The following is a 19,425-nucleotide window of genomic DNA, read 5'->3' on the forward strand; positions in this document are numbered from 1 at the left end:
ACAGGCCATAGCCGGCCTGGTAACCTTCAACGAGACCATGCTCTGACTCTCACCGCCGGGCAAGAAGCTCCCGAACTCCCCTATCGGCCGGAAGGTCGCAGGTGGACTCCGACGCTACGGGTTTCGGTCGATACCGTCCAGGACGACTCGCCCGAGCGGTGACAGGGGACGTGCTACCTCGAACGGGGGCATCACACGTGGAACCGATATCGTCGTGGAAGCGATACCATATATGACCGCACACGCGAGCGACACCGCGGCAACGGGACGACGGAGAGGCTGTCCCGTTAGTCGAGACGGTCCACTGGGGTGTCTGATAAGCTTCTTATCCCCTGGCTCGGTACGGGGGAGTATGACTCAACTACCGACGTTTCACTTGACTTCTGTAGGGGGAACCGTCGATGCGTAGCGCGAAAATCGTCTGTACGCTCGGTCCCGCCAGTGAGTCCGTCGAACAGATAGAGTCGCTAGCACGGGCGGGGATGTCCGTCGCCCGGCTCAACGCGAGCCACGGGTCGGCCGAGCACCGGCGGACGATGATAGACCGCATCAAGGAAGTCGACGAACGGGTCGACACGCCGGTCGCCTCGATGCTCGACATGCCCGGGCCAGAGGTCCGGACCGCTCCCATCGAGGAACCAATCGAGCTGACCGCCGGTTCGACGGTCCGCTTTGTCGTCGGGACGGACGCGACCCCGGAGGAAGTCGGTCTCTCACAGTCCATCAGCAGTGCGAAGCCGGGCGACCGCGTGTTGCTCGACGACGGCCGTATCGAGACTACCGTCGAGAGCGTCGACGGCGAGACGGTCGTCGCCCACGTCGAGAACGGCGGCGAGCTCGCGTCCAGGAAAGGCGTCAACGTCCCCGGTGTCGACCTCGACCTGTCGACCATCACCGAAAACGACCGGCGGGAAATCGAGGTCGCCGCAGAGAAAGAGCCCGATTTCGTCGCCGCCTCGTTCGTCCGTGACGGCGACGCTATCTACGAGATAAACGAGGCTCTGGAGGAGAAGGGTGTCGACATCCCTATCATCGCGAAGATAGAGCGCGCGGGCGCCGTCGAGAACATCGATTCGATTATCGACGCCGCCTACGGCATCATGGTCGCTCGGGGCGACCTCGGCGTCGAGATGCCACTCGAAGACGTGCCGATAATCCAGAAGCGCGTCATCCGGAAGTGCCACCAGGCCGGCGTCCCGGTCATCACGGCGACGGAGATGCTCGACTCGATGGTTCACTCCCGTCGACCCACGCGCGCGGAGGCCTCCGACGTGGCCAACGCCGTGCTGGACGGTACCGACGCCGTGATGCTGTCGGGCGAGACGGCTATCGGTGACCACCCCACCCGCGTCGTCGAGACGATGGACCGCATCGTCCGCGACGTCGAGAGCAGCGAGGAGTACGCCGAGTCGCGGGAACAGCGCATTCCCAAGGCCGGAAACACACGGACCGACGCGCTGGCCCGCTCGGCGCGGTTCCTCGCGCGCGACATCGAGGCCGACGCCGTCGTCGCCGCCTCGGAGTCGGGGTACACGGCGCTGAAGGCCGCGAAGTACCGCCCGTCGATACCTATCGTCGCCTCGACGCCCAGCGAGCGGGTCCGTCGCAAGCTCGCGCTCTCCTGGGGCATCATCCCCGTCACGACCGAGTACACGAACGACGGCGCGGACGCCGTTATTCAAAGCGCTGTCCAGGCCGCCCTCGATACCGACGCCGCGGACGGCGGCGACACCGTCGTCGTCCTCTCGGGGATGATGACCGAACTGGAGGGGATGAACACCGCGAACATGCTGAAGGTCCACGTCGCCGCCGAGACGGTCGCCAGCGGGCGGTCCGTCGTCGAGGGGCTCGTGACCGGCCCAGTCTATCACGTCGGGGACGGCGACATTACCGACGCGCCGGACGGCGCACTGCTCGTCGTGCCCGAGGGGTTCGACGGTGAGTTCTCCGGCGACACCGAGCGTATCGGCGGCATCGTGGATGCCCACGAGGGTATCACGAGCTACGCCGCAATCGTGGCCCGCGAGCTGTCGATACCGATGATCTCCGACGCGGCGCTGCCGGACGCCGAGGACGACGACATCCTCACCCTCGATGCCGAGCGCGGCGTCGTCTACGAGGAATCCACGACCCGCGAACAGCTCCCGGACCGATAATTACCACGAATCTGTGCAGTTAAGTACTCAAAGGGCCACCGTCTGACCAAATGGGCGCATACGCTGGGGTCGACCTCGGTGCGACGCATATCAGGGCTGTCATCGGCGACGCTGACGGGTCAATCGTCGCTTCCCACAAGCGCGATACCCCGCGCGGGCCGACAGGTATCGACGTGACCGAAGCCGTCCTCGACGCCCTCAGGGGCGCGTGCGAGGCCGCCGGCGTCGCGCCGTCGGAGGTCGTCGCGTCCGGCATCGCTTCTTTCGGCCCGCTTGACCTGGCCGGCGGGGCCGTCGAGAACCCCGCGAACCTCCCCGACTCTATCGACCGCATCCCGCTCGTCGGGCCCGTCGAGAACCTTTTCGACACGGAGCGGGTCTACCTCCACAACGACGCCAACGCCGGGGTCATCGGCGAGCGCTACTACGCCGACCGGAACCCCGACGACATGGCGTATCTCACCATCTCCTCGGGTATCGGCGCCGGCGTCGCCGTCGACGGGAAGGTCTTACGCGGCTGGGACGGCAACGCAGGCGAGGTCGGGCATCTCACGATCGACCCACATGGCTTCATGACCTGTGGCTGTGGCCACGACGGCCACTGGGAGGCGTACTGTTCGGGCGAAAACATCCCACACTACGCGACACAGCTCCACCGCGAGGACCCCGTCGAAACCGCCCTCCCTATCGACACGGAGGGCTTTACCGCGGCGGACGTCTTCGAGTACGCCGGCGAGGACGAGTTCGCGACCCACGTCCTGGACCAGATTTCCCACTGGAACGCTATCGGCGTCGCCAACATCGTCCACGCCTACGCGCCGCTTGTCATCTCCATCGGCGGCGCCGTCGCCATCAACAACCCCGACCAGATCATGGACCCGATTCGGGAGCGCCTCGACGACATGGTGATGTCGAACATCCCGGACATCCAGTTGACGAAACACGGTGACGACGTCGTGGTTCGCGGGGCGCTGGCTTCGGCGCTGACCGGCGGGACCGGCGACAAGTCGGCGGCCCGCTAGCCGAGGTCGTAGAGCCGCCGGAACACCGTCGGCGGGAATCTCGGCTCGACGCGGCTGGGCGGTCTACCCTGCCCGCCCTGTGTCGTCGCCTGCACGCGCTCGACGACCCCTGCCTCGGCCATCTCGTACAGGAACCGCTTGACGGTGCCCGGCGACAGGTCGACGTTCTCTGCGCCCCCGATCGCGGCGGTAGTCGCCGTGACGGAGGACCGGTCCTCCGCTTCGAGGTCGACGAGTTCCCGCAGGACCGCCTGCCTGTTCGCGGGCAACGCGAGGACGATGCCGAGCGACACGCAGGGTCTCGGTATCTCCTTGAACGCCGCCGCGATGTCCTCGCCGGTGAGCGAGGACTTACCGGCGTGCTCGGCGTAGTGGGTCGCGATGAACAGCGCGGCCAGGGCGTCGTGTGCGTTCCCGTCGGCCCACGCGGCGATGTCGTTGGCGAGGTCGTGGTCTATCGCCTGCTGGGAGAGGCCGATGGAGGCCCGCGTCATCAACACGTCGACGAGCATCTGCTGTTTGTACGGATCGACGCGGATGGACTCGGCGGTGTATTCGGACAGCTCGGTCTCGGAGGGTCGTCCCCGGCCGATGGCCAGCCAGCTCACGTTGCTCGGCAGGCCGGCAAACAGGTCGACGAGGTCGCTATCGGAGGCGCTCCGGGGTTCGTTGACGTGGTCGACGGCGACGACGACGCCGGTGCGGGACCCGTCCAGTTCCTCGTGGAGACGCGCCCGCAGCGTGTCCGTCCCGATGCCGTGTTCGGGGACCGTCTCCTTGACGAGCGCGTCGAGGACCGCGTGATAGAAGGCGAACTCGCTCGTGGTCTGTCTGGTGTCCAGATAGACGAACGAGGGCGAGGCCAGCGACTGTGCACGCGTCGTCGTGTGGATTATCGTCCGCGTCTCGGTCGGGAGCTGGTCGAGCTGTCTGAAAAGCGCCGTAACCACGGCGCTCTTCCCGACCCCGCTGGGCCCGTACAGATACGCGTTGGCTGGCAGCTTCCCGTCGAAAACCGGGTCCAGATGGTCGAGCAACCGCTCGAGCAGCGGACCCCTGTCGGCCGGCTCGTCGATGTGTGTCACCGGCGACAGCGGCTCGTAGTCCTGAACCAAGCGCGGCTCGCCGTCGTGTTGCTGGCGTCGCTTGATTCTGTCTTCTATGTCCATTGTGCTACAGAGCTTTCGGGCTACGGGGTTCGTACAAAAATGAAAGTTCGATGGGTCCCGTTTAGAAGGGGACGAACAGCGCTCGTTGCGTGACACCGGCGAGGGCCAGGATGCCGATGATGAGCGTACAGACGAAGATTGCGAACGCCGGCGGGTCGACGTGGGTGTCACCGTGTGCGTAGAACACACGCTGGCCGGCCTCACCGACAAGGGCACCGAGGACACCGAAGACGCCGCCCATGACGAGCGCGACGAGCTGGGCCGACCCGGTCGGGTCAGCCACGAACGCGGCCGCACCGGCGCTGCCGGGCAGGGTCATGTGGTGGGTGACCGGAATCTTCTCGACGCCGAGGTTGAGGAACGTCAGCGTCGCCGCGGAGATACCGAACCCGAGGAACATGCTCCCGGTCGTGATGACCAGGAAGCCACCGAGCAGACCGGCGACGAGGCCGATCATAGCGACGTGGGCCCACTTGTACTGGTGGGGGAGCCACGGCTCGACGGCCGGGCGCATGACTTCCTCGCCGCCGTCGGCGGCGACCTCTTCGCCGTTCTCGAACGGCGTCATGTCGAAGTAGCCGCTGCCGCCGGGCGAACCGAACAGCGAGTAGCCAAAGACCACTCGGTGAACGAGCGCCGAGAAGAACACCGTAAAGGCGATCGTGTCGAAGCCGACCGGCGAGAACGTCGCGAGGACGTTGTTACAGAGCGCGCCGAAGATACCGAAGGCACCACCGACGGCGAGGACGTCCGGGCGCGTACCGAGCGCGTAGGCGATGTCCTTCCCGGGGTGGTATTCGCCGTCACCCTGTGGGTACATGGCGCCTTCCTTCTTCGCGGCGTAGGCGGCCGCGGCCGCACCGCCGGCGAAGGCGATGTGCGGACCGAAGACCGGACCGAAGCCGACGAGGTTGGTCAGCCCGGACGAGCCGAGTTCGGCCGCTGAGCCTTCGCTGACGACACTGACGAGGTTGGCCGCTTCACCGGCGATGACTGCGAAGCCGGTGAAACAGAACGCCGGCAGCGCGCCGACAGCCGCACCGAACGCGCCGCCTGCGAAGGCCGCGATCAGCCAGTAGACGAGAGCTACCGGCGTTTCGAAGCCGAGTTGGAGTGCAACTGGGTCGACCATACGTTATTCCTCCTGTGCCCAGTCGAGCGAGCGCTCGACGGCGTCGTCCCAGCGGCTGTAGAGCTTGTCGGCCTCGCTCGGGTCCATCTCGGGGCTGAACTCGCGGTCGATCTGCCAGTTGTCGCGCAGCTCGTCGACGGTGTCCCAGTAGCCGACGGCCAGGCCGGCCGCGTAGGCCGAACCGAGCGCCGTCGTCTCGTCGACTTCCGGTCGCGCGATGTCCGTCTGGATGATGTCGGACTGGAGCTGACAGAGGAAGTTGTTCTTGACCGCACCACCGTCGACACGGAGGCTGGTCGTCTCGACGCCCGAGTCCTCTTCCATCGCCTCACCGATGTCGCGGGTCTGGTAGGCGATGGATTCCAGCGTCGCACGCACGATGTGCTCTTTCCGGGTACCACGGGTCATCCCGACGATGGTCCCGCGGGCTCGGCCGTCCCAGTGTGGGGCGCCCAGGCCCGTGAAGGCCGGCACCATGTAGACGCCGTCGGTCGAGTCGACCGAGCGGGCCAGTTCCGCAGTCTGGGCGGCGTTGTTGATCAGGTCCACGTCTTCGAGCCACTCGATTGCGGCGCCCGTGACGAAGATGGAGCCCTCCAGCGCGTACTGGACCGGCTCGCCGGACATCTGGAAGCCGATGGTCGTCAGGAGGCCGTTCTCGGACGCGACGGCGTCGGTCCCGGTGTTCATCAGGTAGAACGAACCAGTACCGTAGGTGTTCTTGGCGTCACCCTCGTCGAAACAGGTCTGGCCGAACAGCGCGGCCTGCTGGTCGCCCAGCGCGCCCGCGACGGGCACTTCGGCGCCCAGGAAGCCGTCCGGGTCCGTCGAGCCGTAGGTGTTCTCGTCGGAGGACGGGCGGACTTCGGGCACCATCTCCTTGGGTACGTTGAACTCGTCGAGGAGCTCGTCGTCCCATTCGAGGTCGCGGATGTTGTACAGCATCGTCCGCGAGGCGTTGGACACGTCAGTGATGTGGTTGCCGGTGAGGTTGTAGATAACCCACGTGTCGATGGTCCCCATGAGGAGCTCGCCGTTCTCCGCGCGGTCGCGAACGTCCTCGCCGCGGGAGGCTTCCATCTTCAGGGGCTCGGCGTTGTCGAGAATCCACTCGGTCTTGGTCGCCGAGAAGTACGCGTCACATTCCAGGCCGGTCTTCTCGCGGATCCACTCGACCTTGTCCTCTTCCTGGATCTCCTCGACGCGGTCCGTCGTTCGACGGTCCTGCCAGACGAGCGCGTTGTGGACCGGCTTGCCTGTCTCTTTGTCCCATACGATCGTCGTCTCACGCTGGTTCGTAATCCCGAGCGCTTCGAGCTGTTCGGGGTCGAGGTCGGCCTCGTCGAGACCGGTGGTGACGACGTCCTTGGTGTTCTCCCATATCTCCATCGGGTCGTGTTCGACCCAGCCGGGTTCCGGGTAAATCTGTTCGTGCTTCTCGTACGCGTTCGCGACGACCTGGCCGCTGTGGTCGAATACCATGAAGCGGGTTCCGGTCGTCCCCTGGTCGATCGCACCGACGTATGTATCTGCCATTGTGTGTGTTCTCCGTTGGGCGGACCTTGTTTATCCAAGACCCCGCCTTGAGAGTAAACAATATAGTGAATCATTATAAAGATTACTGCTGGCCTCGGAGAGGTAGTAAAAAATACCGAGAGTGATGTGAGAGGCGCTAAAACGGGTCAATTCGGCATCTTTGAGCCGTTGTAACTGATGTCATTACGCTATCCTGTGTTTCAATTGATGTTTAATTCTGCGCATGACTGACGGCCAGACGCGGTTGCGACCGCTGTAGGGGCGAATATTGCAACAAGATTCACGGCCCGCGCCCCGGTTCGAAACAGAGTCAGTAAAATATATGATAAATCATGCCTGTCGGGTGTTCGTCGCCGATTCCAGGGTAATCGCCGCTGGAGTAGCCAGTTCGTACAGTTACCTGGCGTATTATCCAACGCCAGTGTCGGCTTCGTGTCGGAGATTGCGGCGGTCAAGGTTGGCCCGCACATTCGGGCGCACCCTGCCCGGCGGCGCGAGGGCGAAGTGGCCAGTCCGTCACTCCGACCACGACACCGACGCGCGTTGGAGCCGGTGTCCCGCTGGCCGGCCGCACGAAGATGTCCCGGCGCCGGTTCGGTTCCCTGTCCAAAGTTGACAGGTCGTCGGCCGGAGACGGTGGTCGCGAGTGAGAGAACCGGGTGTGACTCGCGCGTGCGCGCTAAGATAGTATTAATCTCGGAACCATCTGGCGCCCTTATAGATATCAGGCGGTCTGTACCCCTACAGTAATTTGCTGGCGTTCGTAAGTGTGTACATGGCCACTTGACTAGCGTCGCTTGCGGGCCAGTTGCTCCCTACATCCGGCCCGTAGCCGCGGCTGGAGAAACATCCATGATTACTAATAAAATTTACTGGCGGACCCCTGTTTAGCGGTAAAATAAAGTGTATGCGAGCCAAAGCCGAGGTATAACAGATGGCACAGACACCACACATCGCCGTCATCGGCGGCGGTTCGACCGGTATCGGCATCGCCCGCGACCTGGCTATGCGGGGGCTCGATGTCACGCTGGTCGAACAGGGTAACCTGACACACGGAACGACCGGCCGGATGCACGGCCTGCTCCACAGCGGGGGTCGCTACGCCGTGGCGGACCAGGCCAGCGCGACGGAGTGTATCGAGGAGAACCGGGTCCTGCGGGACATCGCGAGCCACTGCGTCGAGATGACCGGCGGCCTGTTCGTCAAGCGCCCAGAGGACTCGGAGGAGTACTTCCAGGAGAAACTCGAAGGCTGCAAGGAGTGTGGCATCCCCGCGGAGGTCATCTCCGGGGAGGAGGCCCGCGCGATGGAGCCCCATCTCGCGAAGGACGTGGAGAAAGCGATTACCGTTCCCGACGGCGCCATCGACCCGTTCCGGCTGGTCGTGGCGAACGCGGCCAGCGCCGAGGAACACGGCGCCCGCATCGAGACCCACTCGAAGGTCACCGACCTCATCATCGAGGACGGCGAGGTCGTCGGCCTCGAAGTGGAACACGCCTCGGGCTCGGGCAAGCGCGTCCACGGCACGGAAGGCGGGACCGAGGAGATACGGGCCGACTACGTCGTCAACGCGACCGGCGCGTGGGCGGGTCGCATCGGCGACATGGCCAACGTCGACATCGCGGTTCGACCCTCCAAGGGCGTGATGACCATCATGAACATCCGGCAGGTGGACACGGTCATCAACCGCTGCAAGCCCAAGGGCGACGCCGACATCGTCGTCCCACACGAGACGACCGCTATCCTGGGCACGACCGACGAGGAGGTCGAAGACCCCGAGGACTACCCCGAGGAGGGCTGGGAGGTCGACAAGATGATAGACACCCTCAAAGAGCTGGTACCGATGCTCGATGAGGCCCGCACCATCCGCTCGTTCTGGGGCGTCCGCCCGCTGTACGAGCCCCCGGACGTCGGCAGCGACGACCCGACGGACATCACCCGGGACTACTTCCTGCTCGACCACGACGAGCGCGACGACCTGCAGGGGATGACCTCCATCGTCGGCGGGAAGTTCACCACCTACCGGATGATGGGCGAGGAGATATCCGACCACGTCTGTGCCAAGTTCGGCATCGACGCCGAGTGTCGCACCGCCGACGAACCGCTGCCCGGCAGCGAGGACTTCTCCGTGCTGCGCGATTACATGGACGAGTTCGGTCTCCGCTCGCCAATCGGCCGGCGGAGCGTCGAACGGCTCGGTTCGCGAGCCGACGACGTGCTCAAGACCAGCGACCCGAACCCGACCATCTGTAACTGCGAGGGCGTCACCCGCGCCGAAGTACAGGACGCCATCGAACAGTCGGGGTCGGACCTGAACGCGGTCCGCATCCGGACCCGCGCGTCGATGGGGAACTGCCAGGGCGGCTTCTGCTGTAGCCGGCTCGCGAGCGAACTCCACGGCGAGTACAGCGAGGACATCGCCCGGGAGGCGTGGGACGAACTACTGCAGGAGCGCTGGAAGGGCCAGCGACACGCCCTGTGGGGCGAACAGCTCTCCCAGGCCGCGCTGAACTACGCGCTGCACTCGACGACGCAGAACCGCGACAACGACCCGGCCGACGGTGGGCCGGTCGACTTCGCCGCCTTCGACAGCGGCGTGGGGGCGGGCGAGGCCTCGGGGACTGCCGACGTGGCCGCCGACGGGGGGACACGGAATGGCGATTAACTCCGAGGTGCTGGTCATCGGCGGCGGCCTCGCCGGGCTGACCAGTGCGCTAAAGGCGGCGCGCGAGGGCGCGGACGTGCGCCTGGTTTCCTACAAGCAGAGCTCGCTCCGTCACGCCTCCGGGCTGGTGGACCTGCTCGGATACACGCCCGACGGCGAGGGGCCGATAACCGACCCCTACGCCGCGATGGGCGACCTGCCCGAGGAACACCCCTACCGGCGGGTCGGCGTCGAGACCGTCCGGGAGTCGATGTCGCTGTTCGACGAGGTGACCGACTACCGGGGCGACCACACCGACACGAACGCCCTGGTGCCGACCCACGGCGGGACGGTCAAGCCGACGGCGCGCTACCCGACCGGGGCGGCCGCCGGGCTGGCAAGCGACGACCGCGACGTGTTGCTGGTTGGGCTCGAATCGCTGGTCGACTTCGACGCGCCACACGCCGCCGCCCATCTGGAGGCGGCCGGCGTCCCCTTCGACGTGCGGGGCGAGACCATCCGGTTCCCGGGCGACCTGCAGGCCGACGCGAAGATCACCCGGTACGCCAAACTGCTCGACACCAACGGCGACGTGGCCGTGCGGGGTCGCAAGAAGGGCGCCCGCGACGCGCTCGCCGAGCGGGTCAACACCGTTCGGGACACGGAGGAACGGATCGGCTTTCCGGCTATCCTCGGCGACGCCCACACCGACGCCGTGCGCGCGGCCCTGGAGGAGAAAATCGGCGCCGACGTCTTCGAGGTCCCGATGGGGCCCCCTTCGCTTCCGGGGCTCCGGCTCGAAGACGCCCTCTTCGAGGCCCTGGACGAGGCCGGCGCGAGCTTCGAGACCGGCAACCCGGTCGTCGACTTCGACGCCGACGGCGAGCGCATCGAGACGGTGTACATCGAGAAAAACGGCGCGAAGATTCCCAACAGCGCCGACCAGTACGTCCTCGCGACGGGCGGGCTGGTCGGCAAGGGCATCGAGTCGGACCGCGAGAGCGTGACGGAGCCCGTCTTCGACTGTCACATCGAACACGGCGAGGACCGTTACGAGTGGTTCGACGGCGACGCCTTCGGCGACCACCCCTTCGCCAGCTTCGGCGTCGAGACCGACGAGACCCTGCGGCCGCTGACCGCCGACAGCGCGGTCCAGTTCGAGAACCTGCGGGCGGCGGGGTCGGTGCTCGGCGGCTACGACTTCGCCGCAGAGAAATCCGGTAGCGGAGTGTCGATTGCGACAGGCTACGTGGCGGGCGAGAACGCCGCAGCGGAGGCACGATGAGCGACGCACAATCCCCAACAGAGTTCGACCCAGTGGAACCGAACACGGGCGAGGACTTCGAACCGGTCGACGTCTTCCCCGACAGCAACGACTTCGACCTGCGACCCGGCGCCGACTCCTGTTTCAAGTGCTCGGTGTGTGACACCAACTGCCCGGTCGCCGAGGTCGACGACGAGTTCCCCGGACCGAAGTTCCAGGGCCCCGAGCAGTGGCGGCTGAAACAGACCGACGACGACTACGAGATAGACGACTCCGTGATGTCGTGTTCGAACTGCATGCGCTGTGACAACGCCTGTCCGTCGGGCGTCCCCCTCTCACAGATGCACAACACGGCCCGCGGGGAGTACGTCAGCGAGCAGATGGACAAGTTCTCCATCGAGTACGTCCGCAACCGGATTCTCGCGAACTACCGCACGTCGGCGGCAATCGCGAGCAAGGTCCCCAAACTCGCGAACTGGGGGATGAACTTCGGGCCGGCCCGCTGGCTGATGGAGAAGACGCTGGGGGTCACCAAAGAGCGGGAGTTCCCCGAGTTCGCGGAGGAGACGTTCCGCGAGTGGTGGGCGGCCCGCGGCGGTGCCGACGCCTCCCGACGCAACGCCCAGCAGCGCCGCGAGGAACTGGGACTGGACCGCGACGCCGACAAGAAGGTCGCGTACTTCCACGGCTGTTACTCGAACTACAACTCCCCGAACGTCGGCCAGGCGATGGTCCGGGTGTTCGAACACTACGGCTACGAGGTCGTCGCGCCCGAGCAGAAGTGCTCCGGGACGCCGATGTTCGCCAACGGGATGCTCGACGACGCCCGTCGCCACGCCGAGGTCAACGTCTCCTCGATGTCGGACCTCGTCGAGCAGGGGTACGACGCCATCGCGTCGTGTACCTCCTGTTCGATGGCGCTCCGACAGGAGTACCCCGAGCTGTTCGACATCGACGGCATCGACAAGGTCGCCGAGAACACCTTCGAGTCCCTGGAGTATCTGCGCATCCACGAGGACATCAAGGAGGACATCCAGGAGACAGATGTCTCCGGCGAACTGGCCGAGGAGTTCGCCTACCACGCCCCGTGTCACGCCCGCAACCAGGGGCTCGACCGCCAGTCCGTCGAGCTGTTCCGCGACCTGGACGGGGCCGGCATCGAGGACGTCGGCGAGTCCTGTTCGGGCATCTCGGGCACCTACGGCTGGAAGGAAGAGAAGTACGAGAAGTCGATGGAGATCGGCGAGGAGATGTTCGAACACATGGAACACGCCGAGGGCGAGGTCGGCATGACCGAGTGTCCCACCTGTGCCAGCCAGATGGAACACGGCACCGGATACGAGGTCCGCCACCCGCTCGAACTGCTCGAAGCCGCGCTCGTGGAGTGAGTATAGGCGCGCTCGGGTCCTCTCGTTTACGTCGCCGCGTTCGACGTCGCCGGCCGGACACTATCAGATGTGATACGTAAGCGACAACCAATATATACAATAATAAATAACGTTAGATAGTGTTCCGTCGGACTCCCGATCACGTCCGGGTGGTTCTCGTGGACGACGACGCCGACGTAGCGGCGTCCGTCGCGGCGGTTTTACGGCGGACGGCGGAGTTCGACGTGGAGATAGCCCCCAGCGCCAGTGAAGCGCGGAAGACGCTCGAAGCGAACCCGCCGGACTGTGTCGTCTCGGAGTACAACCTGCCGGGCGCGGACGGTATCGAGTTTTGCGAAGCCGTACGGGAGCGATACCCGGAGCTACCTATCGTTCTCTTTACCGGGCGTGGGAGCGAGGCGGTCGCCAGCGACGCCTTCTCGGCGGGCGTCACCGACTATCTCCGGAAGGAGGCGACCGGCGAGCGGTACGAACTGCTGGCCGACCGAGTCAGAGACGCCGTCGAGGCGCGGCGTAGCGAACGGCTGGCAGTGCGGCGGGAGGAGTTGATGGGGCTGACCGAGTTCGTCGGCGACACCGGCGGCTGGGAACTCGACGCCGCGACGGACACCGCGCTCCTGACCGACGGCCTGTGTCGCCTGCTCGGACTGGACGAACGGACCCTGCTCCCCAGGGTCGAACTGCTGTCGTTCGTCCACCCGGACGACCGCGAGGAGGTCGCAAACGCGCTCGACCGGGCGACCGAGACCGGCGACCGCGACCGCGGGACGTGGCGGCTCCGCACTGCCGCCGCCGAGCAGCGGGTAGTCGAGATTACGATACGGCCGACGACGGAGGGCGGTGACGTTCGATGCCTCCGCGGGACGGTACGCGATATCACGGAGCGGCGGCGACACGAACAGAAGCTACAGCGCTACAAGCGCATCTTCGACACGATGGAGGAGGCCGCGTGTATCTACGACGCCGACGGACGGTTCGAGATAGTCAACGACTATCTGGCCGACTTCTACGGAACCACGCGGGCGGAGCTAGTCGGACGGAAGGGCCACCTCATCGAGAAGGTCCGTGCGGACGCCGACGGGGACCCGTACCAGGAGCTGTTGGATGGGAACCGGGAGGAGATACGGGACGAAATCGAGGCGGAGTTTCCCGACCACGGCGTCGAGGTGCTTTCCTTCCGGCTGACGCCGCTGCGAATCGACGGCGAAATCGACGGCGTCGTCGGCGTCGCCCACGAAGTCACCGACCACAGAGAGCGCGAACGCGAACTGCAGGAGCAAAACGAACGGCTCGATGACTTCGCCAGCATCGTCAGCCACGACCTCCGGAACCCGCTGAACGTCGCCAGCGGCCACGTGGAGCTCGCACGCGAGGAGTGCAACAGCGACCATCTAGACCGTGTCAGCGAGTGCCACGACCGGATGGAACGGCTGATAGACGAGCTGTTGACGCTGGCCCGGGCCGGCGACGTTGCGACGGATGTGGAACCGGTCGAGATAGCGACGGCCGCAAAGAGCGTGTGGAAACACGTCTCGACGGCCGAGGCGACGCTCGCGGTCGATACCGACCTGACAATCAGAGCCGACCGCCACCGGCTGGAACAGCTGCTCGGCAACCTCTTCCGGAACGCCGTGGAACACGGTTCCACGAGCCCCGACTCACAAGCTCGTCAGGACGCCGGCGACGACCCGAACGGTCGGCCGGAAGTCGATACCGTCGACGGAAGCGAGGACGTGACGGTCACCGTCGGGTCGCTCCCGGACGGGTTCTACGTCGCCGACGACGGCTCGGGAGTCGCGGAGTCGGAGCGACAGGACGTCTTCGACGCCGGCTACTCGACCGGCGAGTCTGGAACCGGGTTCGGACTGAAAATCGTCGAGGAGATAGCGACGGCCCACGGCTGGGAGATATCGCTGACCGAGTCAGCGCACGGCGGCGCGCGCTTCGAGATTACGAGTGTGAGAGGCCCGTAGCCGGCTCACTCGTCGCCGCGGACGAAGGTCACGGGACAGGGCGACGACAGCATGACTTCCTGGGCGACCGAGCCGAAGACGGCCTTGCCCGTCGGCGAGCGCTTGCGGCCGCCGACGACGACGAGGTCGGCGTGGACGGACTTCGCGAGGTCGACGATTTCGTCGCCGTGGTCGCCGACCGCACCCTGGACGCTCGTGGATATCTCGGCCGCTGTCAGGAGGTCGCGGAGCTCCCGGACCGTCGTGTGTCGGTCGGCGACCTCGTCGGCGTCGGCCTCCGCGACGGCGGCAAACTCCAGTTGCTCGACGACGTTCTCGTACTCCTCGTCCGTGAATACGTGTGCGATGACTACGTCGGCCCCGGCCGGCCCAGCGATGTCGATAACGGTGTCCGCGAGTTCTTCGACTCGGTTCGCGTCGTTGGGTCCGACTGCGAGAAGCAGGGTTTCGAGTGCCATATCAGGTATGTACCCTACCGGTGATTAAGTTCTTTGGCAAAAACGACGCCGCGTGTAGCCGACGTGGCCGGACGTTACCCGGTGTTCTTCATCCCGGCGGCGATTCCCTGTACCGTCAGCCGCAGGGTCCGCTTCTCGGTCTCCGTGAGGTGAGACTGGGCGAGCAGCCGGACCTGCAGCAGGTTCAGCGGGTCAACGTAGGGGTTCCGGCGTTCGAGGTTCTCCTCCAGCCACTCGCGGGAGAGCAGGCCGTCGCGCTTGGTGATGTCGAGGACGAGGTCGACGGTCTCGTCGTACTCCCCCTTGAGCCGCGGGAAGATGCGCTCCCGGAGGTCGTCGTCCGCGAGGTCGGCGTACTCCTCGGCGATGTCGAAGTCGGTCCGGGCCAGCGCGAGCGAGGCGTTGTCGATTTTCGTCCGGAAGAAGGGCCACTCCTCGTACATCTCCTGGAGCGTCTCCATGTCGCCGCCGTCCTCCAGGTAGGCGTTCAGCCCGGTCGCGATGGAGTACCAGCCGGGGATGATACAGCGGGCCTGGGTCCAGGAGAACACCCACGGGATGGCCCGGAGGTCGTCGACGCTGCGGTCCTCGCTGCGGGAGGCCGGCCGCGAGCCCATGTTGAGGTTCTCGATGACCGTGATGGGCGTGGCCTGCTCGAAGTAATCGACGAAGCCCTCGGTCTGGAGGAGGTCCTGGTACTCCTCGCGGGCGGCGGGGGCGGCCGTCTCCATGGCCTCCCGCCACGCCTCGGGTATCTCCTCGACGGGGTCCTCCATCGCGTTGTGTCGGGCCCGTACCTGGGCGTTCAGCATCTGTTCCAGGTTGCGCTCGGCGATGTCGTGGTTCGCGTACTTCTCGGCGATGGCCTCGCCCTGCTCGGTGAACTTTATCTGACCGGTGACGGTCTCGTTTGGCAGCGCGAGCATCGCGTCGTTCATCGGGCCGCCGCCGCGGGAGATAGAGCCGCCGCGGCCGTGGAACAGCCGCATGTCGACGTCGAAGTCGCCGGTGATGTCTGCCAGGCGCTTCTGGTTGTTGTACAGCGACCAGTTGGCGGCCAGGAAGCCGTTCTCCTTGTTGGAGTCGGAGTAGCCGAGCATTATCTCCTGGACGCCGGTGCGGGCCTCCAGGGCCATCTGGTAGGCCTCGTTCTCGAACAGGGTCCCCATGATGCGTCGGGCCCCCGAGAGCGCGTACTCCGATTCCAGCAGCGGGACGATGTCCAGCCCGCAGTAGCCGGGCAGGTCGACGATGCCGACCTGGTCGGCGAGGAACAGGACTTCGAGCACGTGGCTGGGCTCCTCGCACCAGGAGATGGCGTAGGTGTCGATGGCGTCGACGCCGAACTCGTCCTGCCAGTCGGCCGTCTTGCGGAACCGCCGCAGCACGCGGGCGGAGTCATCGGAGAGGCCGGTCGCGTCCTCCATGTCGATGACCGAACCGTCCTGGAGGATGGCCTCCGTGAGGAACTCGACGCGCTCGTCCTCGTCCATCCCGGCGTAGTCGATGCCCTGTCGCTCCATCGACTCGGCGATGGCGTCCGTGTGCATCTTGCGGTGGTCACGGAGGTCGAGGCCCGCAAGCGAGAAGCCGAAGGTGTCGACCTTCCGGACCAGCGGGTCGACGTGGGACTCGGCGATGACCTCGGCGTTGTTCTCCCGGAGGCTCTCTGCGATGGCGCGGAGGTCCGTCAGCAGCTCCTCGTGGTTCTCGTAACCGCCCTGTCGCACGTCACTGACCCGAAGCACCGACTCGCGCATCAGCTTGAGCTTCTGTCGGTAGGGCTCGTCGGGGTAGCGCTCCTCGGCCTCGCTGGCAATCCCCGGCAGCCGCTCCTTGTGTTCCTGGAGCCGCTCGTCGAAGGTGGCGTCGGTGGTGATGTTCGAGGCGTCCTGGCTGAGCACGCCGGAGAGCTCCTTGAGCTTGTTGCGGTACAGCGGCAGGATGGTGTCACGCTGGCGCTCCAGTGTCTCCTCGGTGACCTCGGGGGTCACGAAGGGGTTGCCGTCGCGGTCCGACCCGGCCCACGAACGGAACTCGTAGAGCTTGGGGACGTCGATGTCCTCGTCGTATCGCTCTTCGATGGCGCGTTCCAGCTCGTCGTACACCTCGTCGATGACCTCGAAGAGGACGTTTTCGAGGTACCACTGGACGTTGAGCGCCTCGTCGGTCACTTCGGGGCGTCGCTCACGGACCTGCGGGGTCTGCCAGAGGCTCGTCACCTCGGCGGCGAGGTCGCGTTCGACCCGTTCCTCCTCGCGGTCGGTCAGCCGGACCTCGTCCAGCTGTTCGAGGTCTCGGGCGACCGCCCGGAGCTTCGCCTTCACGGTCTTCCGGCGGGCCTCGGTCGGGTGGGCGGTGAAGGTCGGCTCGATGAGCACGTCCTCGAGGACCTGCTGTAGCTCTTCCCCGTCGGCGCCGCGCTCGTCCAGGATGTCGACGGCTTCCTCGACGCTGTCGGCCAGGATGCCCTCCTGGCTCCCTTCTCGGGTCTCTCGGACCCGTTCGCGCTCCTCGGCGAGGTTGATGAGTTCGAAGTAGGTAGTGAACGCCCGGGCGACGATGTCCTGCATCTCGGGGTCGAGGCGGTCGAGGGTGCGACCGACCTCCTCGCGGGTCTCGGCGTCGCCCCGGCGGTACTCGATCGAGGCCAGTCGAGTCCGCTCAACGATTTCGAACGCTTCAGTCGAAGATTGCGCCTCGAGAACGTCACCCAGGAGCTCGCCAAGCTCCCGTACGTCTTGGTTTATCTCTCTGGCGTGCAAAGTCATACCAGTCTCTCCAAATCCGACGCCTAAAACATTATTGAATCAGTGAGGTCCGCGCCTCCGTCCCCTGTGGTTGTTCATGAGAAACGCCTTTCTGAGCGCGTTCACGGAGTTGAATTTTCGGCCGCGGGAGACCGTGTGACATACCACCTCGGGCGCCAGCGAGCGCCAGCCGACACACATTGAAACGCGCGGGTCGCGTAGTCGGGCCCATGGCGACCGCGACCAACGACGGCGGCGGGCCGGCCGAGGAGTTCGAGGGGGCTCCCCATCCATGCTTCGTCGAGCGGACAGACCCAGTCGACGGTACGCTCAGGGTGTTCGCGTCCGATGTCTGAGTTCACGGACGGCCCGCAGGCCTGGGTCGGTGCCTGGAGCGAGAAGCGGGCGGCGCTGACGCCCGACCGAACCGGGCTGGTCGACGCGACCACCGGCGGGCGGTACACCTACGCGGCGCTCGACCGACGGGCAAACCGCGCGAGTCGATTGCTCCGAGCGAACGGCGTCGGCCGCGGCGACGGCGTCGCCGTCGTCTCGCGGAACCGCCCCGCGGTCGTCGACCTGTTCCTCGCAACGGCCAAGACCGGGAGCGTCCTCGCGCCGCTGTCCCACCGGCTCGCGCCGCCGGAACTCGCCGAGTTGCTCGACCGGGTCGACCCCGCCCTCCTGGCCGTCGAGGCGCCGTTTCTGGACGAGACGCGGGCGGCCCTCGCCGACGCCGACACTGCGGCGCCGGCCGTGGTGGGAATCGAGACGACCGACGGCGCGGACACGAGCGGCGAGGTCCCCACCGACGTATCGACCTACGCCGAGGCGCTCCCGGCCGACGACGGCCCCGTCGAGACACCGACGCTCGCGCCCGACGACACGCATCTGTTGCTCCACACCGGCGGCTCGACGGGCACGCCGAAAGAGACGGTCGTGACCCACCGGGCCGTCGTCTGGAACTCCCTGAACACCATCGCCTCGTGGGGGCTGCGTGACGACGACGTGACGCCGCTGACCTTCCCCATGTTCCACACCGGCGGGTGGAACGTCGTCACGGTCCCCGTCTGGCATATGGGCGGGACGGTTGTGCTCGCCCGCGAGTTCGACCCGGGTCAGCTACTCGCGACAGTCGAACGCGAGGGCGCGACGGTCCTCGTGGCAGTGCCCGCCGTCCTGCGGATGCTGACCGACCACGACGACTGGACGGCCGCCGACCTCTCGTCGCTGCGAACCGTCAAGTCCGGCGGCGGGCCCTGTCGCCAGTCGGTCATGGAGAAGTGGTGGGGCCGCGGTATCGACCTCTCGCAGGGGTACGGCCTCACCGAGTGTGGCCCCAACAACTTCGCGATGCCCGACGGCTGGCCCCGGGAGAAGGCCGACACGGTGGGCAAACCGGCGATGCACGTCGAGGCCCGCGTCGTCGACGGCGGCGAGCCGGTCGAGCCCGGCACCGTCGGGGAACTCCAGTTGCGCTCGCCCCACGCCGCAGCGGGCTATCTCGACGAGCCCGCGGAGACCGAGGCGACGTTCGGCGGCGGCTGGGTGTCGACGGGCGACCTCGCCAGCGTCGACGCCGAGGGCTACTACCGCATCGAGGGGCGCAAGAAGGATATGTTCGTCAGCGGCGGGGAGAACGTCTATCCGAGCGAGGTCGAAGCGGCGCTCTCGGCTCACGACGGCGTCGACGAGGTGGTCGTGGTGCCGGTCCCCCACGACCGGTGGGGCGAGGTCGGCAAGGCCGTCGTCGAAGGCGACGACTCGCTCACGCTCGCCGACGTCGAGGCGTTCTGCGACGGCCGGCTCGCGGGCTACAAGGTGCCCAAACGCCTGGCGTTCGTCGACGAGATGCCGACCTCAGGCCCGGAGAAGATAGACCGGCAGGCCGTCGTCGAGCGGTTCGGCGGGGAGTAGTAACCCCGTCGAACGG

13 protein-coding genes are annotated in these 19,425 nt (G+C 66.2%); 8 read left to right on the forward strand and 5 right to left on the reverse strand.

The window, feature by feature from the left end:
* The first annotated feature begins 401 nt into the window (after positions 1 to 401).
* Complete coding sequence (gene pyk / locus NJQ98_RS07900) at positions 402 to 2,156, forward strand: pyruvate kinase (protein ID WP_262177615.1); 1,755 nt, start codon at positions 402 to 404, stop codon at positions 2,154 to 2,156.
* Between the two features lie 50 nt (positions 2,157 to 2,206).
* Positions 2,207 to 3,178: an ROK family protein gene (locus NJQ98_RS07905; protein ID WP_262177616.1), complete on the forward strand. Its 972-nt coding sequence runs from the start codon at positions 2,207 to 2,209 to the stop codon at positions 3,176 to 3,178.
* Here NJQ98_RS07905 and NJQ98_RS07910 read toward each other — a convergent pair.
* From NJQ98_RS07910 to glpK, 3 genes are all read right to left on the reverse strand, one after another.
* Positions 3,175 to 4,347 (reverse strand): Cdc6/Cdc18 family protein, encoded by a 1,173-nt coding sequence (locus tag NJQ98_RS07910; RefSeq protein WP_262177617.1) that lies wholly within the window; start codon positions 4,345 to 4,347, stop codon positions 3,175 to 3,177. The genes NJQ98_RS07905 and NJQ98_RS07910 overlap by 4 nt on opposite strands.
* Positions 4,348 to 4,408: 61 nt before the next feature.
* Positions 4,409 to 5,479, reverse strand: coding sequence for a DUF7973 family transport facilitator (locus NJQ98_RS07915; RefSeq protein ID WP_262177619.1), 1,071 nt, complete (start codon positions 5,477 to 5,479; stop codon positions 4,409 to 4,411).
* A gap of 3 nt (positions 5,480 to 5,482) precedes the next feature.
* On the reverse strand, positions 5,483 to 7,015 hold the full coding sequence (glpK, locus tag NJQ98_RS07920) for a glycerol kinase GlpK (protein ID WP_262177620.1): 1,533 nt from the start codon (positions 7,013 to 7,015) through the stop codon (positions 5,483 to 5,485).
* 934 nt (positions 7,016 to 7,949) lie between these two features.
* Here glpK and glpA point away from each other — a divergent pair.
* The 4 genes from glpA (at position 7,950) to NJQ98_RS07940 (ending at position 14,284) form a co-directional block, all read left to right on the forward strand.
* Positions 7,950 to 9,680 carry an anaerobic glycerol-3-phosphate dehydrogenase subunit GlpA gene (glpA, locus tag NJQ98_RS07925; protein ID WP_262177621.1) on the forward strand — a complete coding sequence of 577 codons (1,731 nt, stop codon included), beginning with the start codon at positions 7,950 to 7,952 and terminating at the stop codon, positions 9,678 to 9,680.
* Entirely contained in the window at positions 9,670 to 10,944 is a 1,275-nt protein-coding gene (glpB, locus tag NJQ98_RS07930) for a glycerol-3-phosphate dehydrogenase subunit GlpB (protein ID WP_262177623.1), read from the forward strand. Before glpA ends, glpB begins: the two co-directional genes overlap by 11 nt.
* The gene (locus NJQ98_RS07935; RefSeq protein ID WP_262177625.1) at positions 10,941 to 12,311 is read left to right on the forward strand and encodes an anaerobic glycerol-3-phosphate dehydrogenase subunit C; all 1,371 of its coding nucleotides are present in this window, start codon (positions 10,941 to 10,943) and stop codon (positions 12,309 to 12,311) included. The genes glpB and NJQ98_RS07935 overlap by 4 nt, the downstream gene beginning before the upstream one ends.
* 119 nt (positions 12,312 to 12,430) lie before the next feature.
* Positions 12,431 to 14,284, forward strand: coding sequence for a hybrid sensor histidine kinase/response regulator (locus tag NJQ98_RS07940; RefSeq protein WP_262177627.1), 1,854 nt, complete (start codon positions 12,431 to 12,433; stop codon positions 14,282 to 14,284).
* Between the two features lie 5 nt (positions 14,285 to 14,289).
* Here NJQ98_RS07940 and NJQ98_RS07945 read toward each other — a convergent pair whose 3' ends face one another.
* Both NJQ98_RS07945 and ppc read right to left on the reverse strand, forming a co-directional pair.
* Positions 14,290 to 14,742: a universal stress protein gene (locus NJQ98_RS07945; RefSeq protein WP_262177628.1), complete on the reverse strand. Its 453-nt coding sequence runs from the start codon at positions 14,740 to 14,742 to the stop codon at positions 14,290 to 14,292.
* A 74-nt stretch (positions 14,743 to 14,816) separates the two neighbouring features.
* Positions 14,817 to 17,513: a phosphoenolpyruvate carboxylase gene (ppc, locus tag NJQ98_RS07950; protein ID WP_262177630.1), complete on the reverse strand. Its 2,697-nt coding sequence runs from the start codon at positions 17,511 to 17,513 to the stop codon at positions 14,817 to 14,819.
* Between the two features lie 209 nt (positions 17,514 to 17,722).
* Here ppc and NJQ98_RS07955 point away from each other — a divergent pair, with 209 nt between their 5' ends.
* Both NJQ98_RS07955 and NJQ98_RS07960 read left to right on the forward strand, forming a co-directional pair.
* Entirely contained in the window at positions 17,723 to 17,848 is a 126-nt protein-coding gene (locus NJQ98_RS07955) for a hypothetical protein (protein WP_262177632.1), read from the forward strand.
* Positions 17,841 to 19,409 carry an AMP-binding protein gene (locus NJQ98_RS07960; protein WP_262177634.1) on the forward strand — a complete coding sequence of 523 codons (1,569 nt, stop codon included), beginning with the start codon at positions 17,841 to 17,843 and terminating at the stop codon, positions 19,407 to 19,409. The genes NJQ98_RS07955 and NJQ98_RS07960 overlap by 8 nt, the downstream gene beginning before the upstream one ends.
* The last annotated feature ends 16 nt before the right edge of the window (positions 19,410 to 19,425 follow it).

Source organism: Haloarcula laminariae, assembly GCF_025457605.1.
Taxonomy (GTDB): Archaea; Halobacteriota; Halobacteria; order Halobacteriales; family Haloarculaceae; genus Haloarcula; species Haloarcula laminariae.